The sequence below is a fragment of the Ruminococcus sp. OA3 genome (genome assembly GCF_022440845.1).
Taxonomy (GTDB): Bacteria; Bacillota; Clostridia; order Lachnospirales; family Lachnospiraceae; genus Ruminococcus_G.
In genome coordinates this window covers 3,339,913-3,351,538 of the sequence record NZ_JAKNTO010000001.1, presented here as the reverse complement: position 1 = coordinate 3,351,538, position 11,626 = coordinate 3,339,913, and the positions used below count along the sequence as shown (strand labels likewise).

At 47.9% G+C, this 11,626-nt stretch carries 11 protein-coding genes and 1 tRNA gene; 8 read left to right on the top strand and 4 right to left on the bottom strand.

Going from position 1 to position 11,626, the window contains the following annotated elements:
* Window positions 1–21: 21 nt before the first annotated feature.
* Both MCG98_RS15220 and MCG98_RS15215 read right to left on the bottom strand, forming a co-directional pair.
* Window positions 22–105 (bottom strand) — tRNA-Leu (locus tag MCG98_RS15220).
* Window positions 106–249: 144 nt separating this feature from the next.
* Window positions 250–1,191: an L-lactate dehydrogenase gene (locus MCG98_RS15215; protein WP_240302741.1), complete on the bottom strand. Its 942-nt coding sequence runs from the start codon at window positions 1,189–1,191 to the stop codon at window positions 250–252.
* 350 nt (window positions 1,192–1,541) lie between these two features.
* Between MCG98_RS15215 and MCG98_RS15210 the strand changes: the two genes are divergently transcribed.
* The 8 genes from MCG98_RS15210 to MCG98_RS15175 all read left to right on the top strand — a co-directional run bounded on the left by MCG98_RS15210 (window position 1,542) and on the right by MCG98_RS15175 (window position 9,873).
* Complete coding sequence (locus MCG98_RS15210; protein WP_240302740.1) at window positions 1,542–1,907, top strand: CidA/LrgA family protein; 366 nt, start codon at window positions 1,542–1,544, stop codon at window positions 1,905–1,907.
* The gene (locus tag MCG98_RS15205; protein ID WP_240302739.1) at window positions 1,904–2,602 is read left to right on the top strand and encodes an LrgB family protein; all 699 of its coding nucleotides are present in this window, start codon (window positions 1,904–1,906) and stop codon (window positions 2,600–2,602) included. The genes MCG98_RS15210 and MCG98_RS15205 overlap by 4 nt, the downstream gene beginning before the upstream one ends.
* Before the next feature lie 124 nt (window positions 2,603–2,726).
* Window positions 2,727–3,734, top strand: a complete 1,008-nt coding sequence (locus tag MCG98_RS15200; protein ID WP_240302738.1) for a deoxyguanosinetriphosphate triphosphohydrolase — start codon at window positions 2,727–2,729, stop codon at window positions 3,732–3,734.
* A 15-nt stretch (window positions 3,735–3,749) separates the two neighbouring features.
* Complete coding sequence (gene dnaG / locus MCG98_RS15195; RefSeq protein ID WP_240302737.1) at window positions 3,750–5,534, top strand: DNA primase; 1,785 nt, start codon at window positions 3,750–3,752, stop codon at window positions 5,532–5,534.
* Window positions 5,535–5,573: 39 nt separating this feature from the next.
* Window positions 5,574–6,704 (top strand): RNA polymerase sigma factor RpoD, encoded by a 1,131-nt coding sequence (gene rpoD / locus MCG98_RS15190; protein WP_240302736.1) that lies wholly within the window; start codon window positions 5,574–5,576, stop codon window positions 6,702–6,704.
* 12 nt (window positions 6,705–6,716) lie between these two features.
* The gene (locus MCG98_RS15185; RefSeq protein ID WP_240302735.1) at window positions 6,717–7,415 is read left to right on the top strand and encodes a class I SAM-dependent methyltransferase; all 699 of its coding nucleotides are present in this window, start codon (window positions 6,717–6,719) and stop codon (window positions 7,413–7,415) included.
* Complete coding sequence (locus MCG98_RS15180; RefSeq protein WP_275891339.1) at window positions 7,405–8,187, top strand: Nif3-like dinuclear metal center hexameric protein; 783 nt, start codon at window positions 7,405–7,407, stop codon at window positions 8,185–8,187. The genes MCG98_RS15185 and MCG98_RS15180 overlap by 11 nt, the downstream gene beginning before the upstream one ends.
* 18 nt (window positions 8,188–8,205) lie before the next feature.
* Window positions 8,206–9,873 carry a nucleoside kinase gene (locus tag MCG98_RS15175; protein WP_240302733.1) on the top strand — a complete coding sequence of 556 codons (1,668 nt, stop codon included), beginning with the start codon at window positions 8,206–8,208 and terminating at the stop codon, window positions 9,871–9,873.
* Between the two features lie 61 nt (window positions 9,874–9,934).
* Here the strand turns inward: MCG98_RS15175 and MCG98_RS15170 are convergent, their stop codons facing one another.
* The gene (locus tag MCG98_RS15170) at window positions 9,935–10,582 is read right to left on the bottom strand and encodes a DUF4125 family protein (protein ID WP_240302732.1); all 648 of its coding nucleotides are present in this window, start codon (window positions 10,580–10,582) and stop codon (window positions 9,935–9,937) included.
* Between the two features lie 12 nt (window positions 10,583–10,594).
* On the bottom strand, window positions 10,595–11,380 hold the full coding sequence (locus MCG98_RS15165) for a glycyl-radical enzyme activating protein (RefSeq protein WP_240302731.1): 786 nt from the start codon (window positions 11,378–11,380) through the stop codon (window positions 10,595–10,597).
* Between the last annotated feature and the right edge of the window lie 246 nt (window positions 11,381–11,626).

Here is an 11,626-nt window from a genome sequence, read left to right as displayed (position 1 = left end):
TCGAATACAGGGTTTTTGTACTGCGGGAGATGGGACTTGAACCCACACGATCATACAACCACTAGATCCTTAGTCTAGCCTGTCTGCCAATTCCAGCACTCCCGCCTGTTTTGTTTTCAGCGCGTATCGCTCAAGCGCCAACAGTGAAAATTATAAATGATATTGCAGAATTTGTCAATAACTTTTACAAGATTTTTTTGTTTTTTATTTTCGCGGAACCGTCTGTGAAACGGTCCCGCAGATAAATTCTTACATTACATTATTCCAGAACTCCTGCATGGTCTCCGCAGAGCGGTTTAATGCAGCTTTTTCGTAATCTTCCATATTAATATTTACCACCTGTTTAATACCGTCTTCATTGACGATACACGGAACACTGATTGCAACACCTTCCCAGTCGCCGAATTCTTCGCCGAGTACGTGGGATACTGCGAGTACAGCATGTTCATTTTTAACAATAGCTTCCACGATCCTGGAGGTAGCCATTGCCACACCGTTGTAGGTAGCGCCTTTTTCCGCGATGATCTCAGCCCCGGAGTCTTTGGCTTCCATGGAAATTGCCTTGTAATCAAGTTTGATGCCGAGCTGGCTGGTGAATCCTGTCAGGGAAATACCTCCGATACGGACACGGCTCCATAAGGAAACCTGGCTGTCTCCGTGTTCGCCGAGTACGTATGCGCAGACATCACTGATGCTGACACCACATTCTCTGGCGATCAGATAACGCAGACGTGCGGTATCGAGAGAGGTTCCTGTTCCGATAACGCGTGAAGGCGGAAGACCGGTTTCCTTCTGGATAGCCATTGTGAGGATATCCACTGGATTGGATACAACCAGAAGAAGTGGATTGTCCGCATATTCCATGATGCTTCTCGCGATGCTTGTAGCGATAGAGATATTTGTCTTAGCCAGTTCCAGGCGTGTCTGACCTGGCTTTCTTCCTACACCTGCTGATATGATGATAAGGTTTGCATCGGCACACTCTTCATAACCGCCGGAACGAACCGTGATCTGATCATAAAATGCAGTACCGTGAGCAATATCCAGGGCACTTCCCTGTGCACGTTTTTCATTCAGGTCGATCAGTACGATCTCGTTTGCGAGCTCACGGATCATCAGTGTATAGGCGATTGTTTCACCTACGTTTCCAGCGCCGATTACTACTATCTTGTCTTTTCTCTTCTTTGCCATTTTCGTTTTATTCCCTTTCTGATGTTGTTTGTTTCATGTTGTGGGTAATCTTATGTGCTGATCCAACAAAAAAGTCCAAATTTTCTCTGTTTTTCAAAGAAATATAATTATTTGAAATATACACACATGTGCATTTTCTATATATTACTGGCATTTTTTGTTAAAAAAAGCACAATATCGTACAATTCGAGTATTATTATAACGTAAAAAGTAGAGAAATACAATCGAAATCTTGTCTTACTGGAGAAAGCGAAAGAAATTACCATAATTGCAGTTTATAAAAAATTATGGATTTTTTTAATATATCGCAGTATACTCAAGGAGCATAAAACAGTGAGGAGTGATTTAACATGAAATATCTGCGGCAAATTCTGATCATTGGCAGTATTACCTTTGCCGGGGAAATGCTGCATATTCTGATACCGCTGCCGGTGCCCGCCAGCGTATATGGTATGGCACTTTTATTTTTGTGCCTGTGTCTCCATGTAATCAGAGAAGAGCAGATCGCTGAGACTGCTGAGTGGCTGCTGGCTGTCATGCCGGTGATGTTTATCGGGCCGGGTGTCGGTATTATCGATCACTATACGAGTATATCGGACAGCATCCTGCCATTTACAGCAGTGGTTCTGCTTACCACTGTTCTCGTCATGGGAGTCACCGGGGCTACTGTCCAGGGCGTGATGGCATTGACAGGAAGACGGAGGAAGAAAGGATGAGCAGTGTATTTACCGACTCGGTATATTTTGGTTTCTTTTTAAGCCTGATCACTTATTTCGCAGGAGTCAAGATTAAACAAAAATTTAAGTTCAGCATCTTTAATCCCCTGCTGATATCCATTATCATCATCATCGCGATTCTCTGTGCGGCGAATATCCCGTATGAAGATTTCAACCGCGGTGCTGACTATCTGACGTATCTGCTTACACCGGCAACCGTCTGTCTGGCGCTGCCTTTGTACCGTCAGATACGCATTATCAGGGAGTACTGGATCGCAGTCACCTGTGGACTGATCGCGGGCTGTGCAGCGACAATGCTGCTGGTGATTGGAATGTGCAGTATGCTGCGCATTGATGAGACACTGTGCCGTTCTTTGCTGCCAAAATCCATCACGACAGCGATCGCTATTGGAATTTCGGAAGAAATCGGAGGAATTTCGCCGGTTACGGTAGCAGCAGTGATCATCACCGGTGTGATCGGGGCAATCGTGGCCAGCCTTGTGTTCAGGCTGTTCCATATTAAAAATCCAGTTGCTCAGGGACTGGCCCTCGGTGCGTCTGCACATGCCATTGGAACGACAAAGGCACTGGAACTGGGAGAGGTACAGGGAGCCATGAGTTCTCTGGCGATTGTCGTAAGCGGTATTCTTACGGTGATCACAGCGCCGGTCGTTGCAGGAATGCTCGGCACTTGAGTGCGGATGCTGTCAATCAATGAAACTTTGTATTTAACTTCCTGAGAAAATAAAAAGGAAATCACCGATTCGCGCAGAATAATACTTATAGAAGACATTTTGTCATTTACGATGGAGGGCTGCGATGACAATTCGGGAGATCTTTGAAGAAAAAGAATATAAGGAACTCAGTGCCTATGCATCTCACAGCAGAGAGTCGAAAGGACGTGAGAGGCCGGAGGCAGAATGTGACATTCGGACCGTCTATCAGAGAGACCGTGACCGTATTCTGCACTCCAAGGCGTTCCGCAGGCTGAAGGATAAGACACAGGTATTTCTTGCACCCCAGGGGGATCATTACCGGACCCGGTTGACTCATACGCTGGAGGTTTCACAGACGGCGAGGACAATCGCGAAGGCGCTGGAACTGAATGAGGACCTGGTTGAGGCGATCGCACTTGGTCATGATCTGGGCCATACACCGTTTGGGCATGCCGGGGAGGCTGCACTTGATGCGGTGTGTCCGGAGGGTTTTGCACATTACCGTCAGAGTGTCCGGGTCGTGGAACTTCTGGAAAAGGAAGGAAAGGGCCTGAACCTGACCTGGGAGGTGAGGGACGGCATTTTGAATCACAGAACGGCGGGCAAACCGAATACGCTGGAAGGGCAGGTCGTGAGGCTCTGTGACAAGATTTCCTATATCCATCACGATATGGATGATGCGGAACGCGCCGGAATCATCAGTGAGGATAATATTCCCATCACGATCAGGGTTGTTCTCGGCGGCTCCACAAGGGAGCGGCTCAATTCGCTGATTCACGATATTGTGATCAACAGTTATGGAAAAGACAGAATCATGATGTCGCCGGATAAAGAGGATGCAATGAAGACGCTGCGCTCTCTGATGTTCACTTACGTGTACAGAAGTCCGGTGGCAAAAAAAGAAGAGGAAAAGGCAAAGCGAATGCTGACAGAGCTGTATCTGTACTACCGGGAGCATCCGTTGAGTATGTCAGGGGAATACCGGAATCTTATCATGCAGGGAGAGCCGTTGGAGCGTGTCGTATGTGACTATATTTCCGGAATGTCTGATCAGTATTCAATTGATAAATTTCAGGAAATCTTTGTGCCGCACGGCTGGGATGTAGAATAACAGGCAGGAGAGGATATGCGCTATTCAGAAGATTTAATTGAAGAGATTCGGCAGAGGAATGATATCGTAGATGTGATTTCCGGCTATGTGAAACTGACACGCAAAGGAAGTTCTTATTTTGGACTCTGCCCGTTCCATAATGAAAAATCCCCTTCATTTTCGGTCAGTCCGGACAAGCAGATGTATTACTGCTTCGGCTGCGGAGCCGGAGGGAATGTTTATACCTTTATTATGGAATATGAGAATTTTACTTTTACGGAGGCGGTAAAATTTCTGGCAGAACGAGCCGGAGTACAGCTTCCTGTTCAGGAGTATTCAAAGGAAGCAAAGGAGCAGGCTGACCTGAAGACACAGCTGCTGATGATACATAAACTGGCGGCAAAGTTTTATTTCTACCAGCTGAAAGATAAGGCGGGCGAACAGGCTTACCATTATCTTAGAGGTCGGGAGCTGTCGGATGAAACAATCGTGAAATTTGGGCTCGGTTATTCTGCAAAATTCAGCGATTCCCTGTACCGGTATATTAAGGGTAAAGGGTATACGGACGATGTTCTCAGCAAATCCGGACTTTTTCAGGCGGATGAAAAAAGAGGAATGTACGATAAGTTCTGGAACCGTGTAATGTTTCCAATCATGGACGTCAGCAGCAGGGTCATTGGATTTGGCGGCAGGGTAATGGGAGACGGAAAGCCTAAATATCTGAATTCTCCGGAAACACTCATTTTTGACAAGAGCAGAAATCTGTACGGACTGAATATTGCAAGGACAGCCAGGAAGAAAAATCTCATTATCTGCGAGGGATATATGGATGTGATCGCTATGCATCAGGCTGGATTTGACAATGCGGTCGCCTCGCTGGGGACGGCACTTACGGCACAGCAGGCAAACCTGATCAAACGATATTCGAACGAGGTTTTGCTTTTGTATGACAGTGACGAGGCAGGACAAAAAGCAGCGCTCCGGGCGATTCCGCTGCTGAGGGCAGCAGGGGTATCGGCCAGAGTCATCGACCTGTCTCCGTATAAGGATCCCGATGAATTTATCAAGGAAGCTGGTGCCGGGGCATTTCAGGAACGTCTGGAGAATGGGCGAAACGGTTTTATGTTTCAGGTTATGATAGACAGCAGAGGGTTTGATATGAAAGATCCGCAGGGACAGTCTGATTTCTTTCACAGTGTTGCAAAAATGCTGCTGGAATTTGAAGATGAGATTGAACGCACCAGTTATCTGGAGGCTGTCGCCAGGGAGTACCAGGTGAAGCCCGATATGCTGCAGCGTCTGGTTGGAAGGCTGGCGCTGAAGGGAGCAGGGGTCCCACGGACGGAGCCTCCAAAATCGGGACAGCACAGAAGACAGGAGAAAGAAAGTGGATATGAGCTTTCTCAGAAGCTGCTTCTTACCTGGCTGGTAACATATCCAGGGATTTTTGAGGAAGTTATCGAATGGATATCACCTGAGGATTTTACGACGCCACTGTATCACACGGTGGCAGGGATGCTGTATGAACAGCATCAGAACGGAGAAGTGAATCCGGCGAGGCTGTTGAATGCCTTTTCGGACAGTGAGGAACAAAAATCCGTGGCGGCTGTGTTTAACGCACGATTTCCATTGCAGGATGATGCACAGCGTACACAGGCACTGTGGGATGTGATCTGCCGGATGCTGGAGAACAGCATTGCTTACCGGACAGAACACCTGGATCCTGCAGACATGAAAGGCCTGATGAAAATCATGGAGGATAAGAAAAAGCTGGAGGACTTGAAAGGGAGGAAAGTGCAGCTGCATATTTCTTTTGATTAAGGATAAAATATAAACAAGCTATGGAAGGATGGAAAACCAATGGAAATGGATATCGCGAAATTTAACGAGAAACTGGCAGAACTTTTAGCGCAGGGAAGAAAGAAAAAAAACATTCTGGAGTATCAGGAAATCAGTGATTGTCTTCAGGATATGCCATTGGATGCAGAACAGATGGATAAAGTGTTCGATTATCTTGAGAACAACGGAATTGACGTACTTCGTATGGTGGAGCCGGAGAAAGAACCGGATGTCCTTCTGCTGTCGGACGATGATGAGATTAATCTGGAGGAAGAAGAAGAGGTTGATGTGGAAAATATCGACTTGTCTGTTCCGGAAGGTATCAGTATTGAAGATCCGGTCCGTATGTACTTAAAAGAGATTGGTAAAGTTCCGCTTCTCTCTGCTGAGGAGGAGATCGAACTGGCGAGACGGATGGAAGAAGGAGATGAAGATGCGAAGAAACGTCTGGCTGAGGCAAATCTGCGTCTCGTTGTCAGCATAGCAAAGCGGTATGTAGGGCGCGGTATGCTGTTCCTGGATCTGATCCAGGAGGGAAACCTGGGTCTGATCAAGGCCGTTGAAAAATTTGATTACAGAAAGGGATATAAGTTCAGCACATACGCCACATGGTGGATCCGCCAGGCGATCACCAGAGCAATCGCAGACCAGGCCAGAACCATCCGTATCCCGGTCCATATGGTGGAAACGATTAATAAACTGATCCGTGTGTCCAGACAGCTGCTGCAGGAGCTTGGCCGTGAACCAACCCCGGAAGAAATTGCGGAGGAGATGAACATGTCCGTGGAACGTGTCCGTGAGATTCTTAAGATCTCTCAGGAACCTGTTTCTCTCGAGACGCCGATCGGTGAAGAAGAAGACAGTCACCTCGGTGACTTTATCCAGGATGACAATGTTCCGGTACCGGCGGATGCGGCTGCCTTTACACTGCTCAAAGAGCAGCTGGTTGAGGTGCTTGGCACGCTGACCGAGAGAGAGCAGAAGGTACTCAGACTGCGCTTCGGCTTAGATGACGGAAGGGCCAGAACCCTGGAAGAGGTTGGAAAAGAGTTTAATGTAACGAGAGAACGTATCCGTCAGATTGAGGCAAAGGCGCTGCGTAAGCTACGCCATCCGAGCCGGAGCCGTAAACTGAAGGATTATCTGGATTAAGAATGGTGCAAAATGATGCAGTTATCAAAAAGATTGTCGGCGATCACCCGGCTGGTCACAAAAGGAAACCGTCTGGCAGACGTCGGCTGTGACCACGGTTACATTCCGATTGCACTGGCAGAGGCGGGAGTCATTTCCGGTGCGATTGCGATGGATGTCAATGAGGGGCCGCTTGAGCGGGCCAGGCAGAATATATCAAAGTCGGCTGCAGCACCGTACATAGAAACAAGACTGTCGGACGGCCTGGAGGGACTTGAGCCGGGAGAGGCTGAAACGCTGCTGATCGCCGGTATGGGAGGCTGTCTGACTGTTGATATCCTGAAAGCCGGGATGGAGACTGTGCGTTCGATGAAGGAAGTGATACTTCAGCCACAGTCTGATATTGACAAGGTGCGTCGATTCCTTGCGAAGAATGGCTTTCTGATCATTCAGGAGGATATGGTCTGTGAGGATGGAAAATATTATCAGATGATGAGGGCTGTTCCGGGGAAAATGGAATACGACCGTGAGATCTTTTTTCTCTATGGCAGGCTTCTGCTCGAACAAAGACATCCTGTCCTGCAGGCATATCTGAAGAAGAAACAACATAACAATGAAAAGATCCTTGCACGGATTCAGGAACAGGGGCAGTCGAAATCAGAAAAAAGGACTGCCGAAATCAGACAGGAGATGCAGAAGATTTCTTCTGCTTTGGAATACTATGACATGTAAAGAGATTATAAGAGTTTTGGAAGCAAACTGGCCGTTGGAATATGCGCTGGAGTGGGACAATGTCGGACTGCTCGTGGGTCGGGAAGAGAAAAAAGTCTCCCGTATTTATGTGACGCTGGATGTGACAGATGATGTCCTTGCGCAGGCACAGGGCTGGGGGGCTGATATGATTATTTCGCACCACCCGCTGATCTTTTCCGCGGTGAAACAGATCAACAACAGTACATTCCTCGGCAGGCGGATTTTAAAGCTGGCTGCGGGGGATACTGCTTATTATGCGATGCATACAAATTTTGATGTGATGGGTATGGCACAGCTGAACCAGGCAAGTCTGGAGCTTCGGGACGCCTCAGTGCTGATGGTTACATGCAGAGAAGCAAACAGAGAAGAAGGGATCGGCCGGGTAGGTTTACTTCCTGAAGAAATGACGCTGGGCCGGTTTGCAGAATATGTGAAAGATAAGCTTCATCTTCCGCAGGTACTGGTATACGGGAAACAGGATTCTGTGATAAGGACGGCGGCAATATCCGGCGGTTCCGGGAAAAGTGTGGTGAAACCGGCCGTTGCTGCAGGCGCCCAGGTACTCGTCACGGGGGATATTGATTATCATACAGGGATCGATGCGGTCGCAGAAGGTCTGGCGGTGGTGGATGCCGGACATTATGGGACAGAAGCCGTATTTATCCCGTATATGACGGAACAGCTTCAGAAGCTGTTTCCGGAACTGGAGGTGCGCGGTGCGGATATTGTGCCGCCGTTTGCGGCAGTATAGTGCAGGAGGCCTGAAATTATGGACAAAAAGATGTATCGGGTAACAATGGAGGGAATTACCAGAGAGTTTCCGGAAGGAATGCCATATGGAAATATTGTGGAGGCGATAAAGCCTGACACACAGTATGCGGTGATGCTGGTGATGGTTAACGGGCGGCTTCGGGAGCTGCATAAGACACTGAAAGAAAGCTGCGAACTGGTTCCCATTACGACTGCAGATAATATCGGGCATAAAACATACAAAAGAAGCATGACGCTGCTGATGTTAAAAGCAGTCTACCACGTTGCGGGATATGAGAATATCCGGAAAGTGGTGATCCATTATTCCGTCAGCGACGGATATTATTACACGATACAGGGTAATGTCAAGATTACACCAGAGTTTCTGGAACAGGTGGAAGACCATATGCGCAGGATCGTTGAGGAGAAGCTGCCCATTTTAAAGAGAAGTGTGGACCGCGGAGAAGCCTCCCGTATTTTTCACAAACACGGGATGTATGAAAAAGAACAGCTGTTCCGGTTCCGAAGGGTATCCAGAGTGAATATCTACAGTCTTGACGGATTTGAAGATTATTATTATGGTTTCATGGCCTGGCATACCGGATATCTGAAATACTTTAAACTCATTCCCTACGATGAGGGTGTAGTGCTGCAGATGCCAAAACAGTCAAAACCTGACGAAGTCCCCGAGTTTAAGCCGTCGCCCAAAGTCTTTGCCATTCAGAAAGAATCTGAAAAGTGGGGCGAAATGCTGAAAGTTGATATGGTCGGTGCACTGAACAATTACATCAGCAGGAACGGGATTCAGAAACTGATGCTGATCGGAGAGGCGCTGCAGGAGGGAAAGATATCCGCCATTGCTGAGAAGATCAGTTCGCGCAGGGATGTGAAATTCATCATGATCGCGGGTCCTTCTTCGTCGGGTAAGACGACGTTTTCACAGCGTCTGTCCATACAGCTGGCGGCGCACGGCATGAATCCTCATACGATTGCGGTGGATAATTATTTTAAAAACCGTGAGGAAACTCCGCTTGATGAGTTTGGCAAAAAGAATTATGAGTGCCTGGAGGCGGTTGATGTCGATGGGTTTAACAGGGATATGTCGGCACTGCTGAAAGGAAATACGGTGGAGATCCCCAGGTTTAACTTTGTTGACGGACGGCGTGAATATAAGGGCGACTATATGCAGCTGGGGCCGGATGACGTACTTGTCATCGAGGGCATCCACGGGCTGAACGATGAGCTGAGCTATGCACTGCCGAAAATGAATAAGTTTAAAATCTATATCAGTGCACTGACACAGCTGAATGTAGATGAACATAATCGGATTCCTACGACAGACGGACGTCTCCTGCGGCGGATTGTCAGAGACAACCGGACGCGGGGAACTTCTGCTCAGGAGACCATTGCGATGTGGAGTTCCGTAAGGCGGGGAGAAGAGCAGTATATCTTTCCGTTCCAGGAAGAGGCGGATATCATCTATAATTCGGCATTGATATATGAACTGGCTGTCCTTAAGCTGTATGCCGAACCGCTGTTGTTTCAGATACAGCCGGGATGCCTGGAATACTATGAGGCTGTCAGGCTGCTGAAATTCCTGGACTATTTCGTGGGCGTGCCGGGGGAGGATATCCCGAGAAATTCCATTCTTCGCGAGTTTATAGGCGGGAGCTGTTTTCTGGTATAAAAAGCTTGTATCTTATGGCGGGCTGCCGGTGTGTATTCACTGGGCAGACTGCCGTTTTTATTTATTCTGCCGTGCTGAAACGTCTGCGCATTTCATGATCAGCCTCATCCAGTGAGTGATAGCCGTATTGTGAGACGGTATGTTCCAGAATCTGCTGATTGAGATTCAACCCTTTCTGCTGCAGCTTTTCTGCGTGGGCTGCATACAGTTCGAGTGTTTTTTCGGAATATGTCAGCAGCTCACCCCGGAGATAAGTTTCAAAGGAGGTCACATGGGGACCGTCTTCCCGGGCATGAATGGCTCTTCCCCGGTGTGCCAGGTAAGGCCAGCGGGCGGCGATCTCTTCCTGCCAGCCGACTTGAATTTGACAGATCGATTCGGCCAGGCGGCGTTTTGCTTCGCCGGGTTGAGGCAGCAGCCGGCGGATCTTTTGGTATTCCTCCGGACAGGTGCGTTCCATCATGTAACCGTATTTTTCACTGAGCGGGTTTCGCCCGGCGGCTTTTGCTTCCAGCAGATCATCGCGGTAGCTGCTCAGAAGCTCCGGGGACCAGGGCAGCAGCTGGCTGGAACGCATGATTTGAAATGTGGACCAGTTATCCTGGCAGGCAGCGCGCCCTCCGATGTTCTGTACCTGATCGAACAGTTTCCATTCCATACGGATAATGGAGGATACATATTCTTTTTCTTTTTTCATTTCCGGGGCCATGAGGGTCTCCTTTCAAATCACAGTTTTCACATACTTTCCTATGATATTTTGACACCAGTCCATATGCTCTGCAGAAGGGGTACGTAAGTCCTTCATGGGATAGGGACGTCCTAACTTTCGATAAGTATCAGAACCTAACCGATGATAGGGTAAGAGCTGGAGATAATCCAGATTCGTAAGCTGTGCACAGAAGCGCCCGATACTCCCGAGCTCTGCCTCTGAGTCATTGATGCCCGGTATCAGAGGTGTGCGGATGATCAGCTTGTAATCTGCATTCATAGTTCCCGCCTTTTTCAGGTTTTCCAGGATAAGTTTATTCGAGACCCCGCAATATTCCCTGTGCTTTTCGTCATCAGTGAATTTCAGGTCTGCGAATACCGTATTGGAAACCTGCAGGATAGGTTCGGCTGCCTCCCAGCTTCCATACAGTGTCGTTTCAATGGCAGTGTCAATGGCCTCCCAGCGGGCGCGCGTAAGAAGACACCGCACATATTCAGGCTGACTGAGCAACTCCCCGCCGGAGACAGTCATTCCGCCGCCGGAATGGAAATAAAAAGGAATGTCTTTGCGAACTTCCTGAAGAACTTCCTCGACGGTCATGATTTTGCCGTATCTGTTCCCTTTTACTTCTTCGATTCTATAATTTTGGCTCTCAGGTGTAGAGCACCACTGGCACCGGAGAGGACAGCCTTTCATAAAGACCACAGTGCGATAACCATCGCCGTCATAGATGGAACTGCGCTCCAGTCTGAGAATGGTTCCCTTCAGATTGTATCCTTCGTAATTGTTGTTTATCATATCATATTCCTTTTTTTTCTGGCGTGTGTACGGAATAAAGGCAGAGTACTTCAGCCTGTGCCCTGGTTGAATCGCAGGAAAAATAAGTTGCCTGAAATGTAATTTTATTATACAATGTTGTTGTGGAAAATGCAATAGATTTGCTTGGGTTCAGCAGAAAACATTGAAAAAACAATACTTGGAAGAAAAAGGACAAAGCGTGAATAATTAAAACTATAGGAAAAGTTTCCTCTATATAATATGGAG

What these genes read in the sequence shown, in the direction of transcription:
- MCG98_RS15215 (WP_240302741.1), bottom strand. Translation starts at nt 1,191, where the DNA reads ATGGCAAAGAAGAGAAAAGACAAGATAGTAGTAATCGGCGCTGGAAAC.
- MCG98_RS15210 (WP_240302740.1), top strand. Translation starts at nt 1,542, where the DNA reads ATGAAATATCTGCGGCAAATTCTGATCATTGGCAGTATTACCTTTGCC.
- MCG98_RS15205 (WP_240302739.1), top strand. Translation starts at nt 1,904, where the DNA reads ATGAGCAGTGTATTTACCGACTCGGTATATTTTGGTTTCTTTTTAAGC.
- MCG98_RS15200 (WP_240302738.1), top strand. Translation starts at nt 2,727, where the DNA reads ATGACAATTCGGGAGATCTTTGAAGAAAAAGAATATAAGGAACTCAGT.
- dnaG (WP_240302737.1), top strand. Translation starts at nt 3,750, where the DNA reads ATGCGCTATTCAGAAGATTTAATTGAAGAGATTCGGCAGAGGAATGAT.
- rpoD (WP_240302736.1), top strand. Translation starts at nt 5,574, where the DNA reads ATGGAAATGGATATCGCGAAATTTAACGAGAAACTGGCAGAACTTTTA.
- MCG98_RS15185 (WP_240302735.1), top strand. Translation starts at nt 6,717, where the DNA reads ATGATGCAGTTATCAAAAAGATTGTCGGCGATCACCCGGCTGGTCACA.
- MCG98_RS15180 (WP_275891339.1), top strand. Translation starts at nt 7,405, where the DNA reads ATGACATGTAAAGAGATTATAAGAGTTTTGGAAGCAAACTGGCCGTTG.
- MCG98_RS15175 (WP_240302733.1), top strand. Translation starts at nt 8,206, where the DNA reads ATGGACAAAAAGATGTATCGGGTAACAATGGAGGGAATTACCAGAGAG.
- MCG98_RS15170 (WP_240302732.1), bottom strand. Translation starts at nt 10,582, where the DNA reads ATGGCCCCGGAAATGAAAAAAGAAAAAGAATATGTATCCTCCATTATC.
- MCG98_RS15165 (WP_240302731.1), bottom strand. Translation starts at nt 11,380, where the DNA reads ATGATAAACAACAATTACGAAGGATACAATCTGAAGGGAACCATTCTC.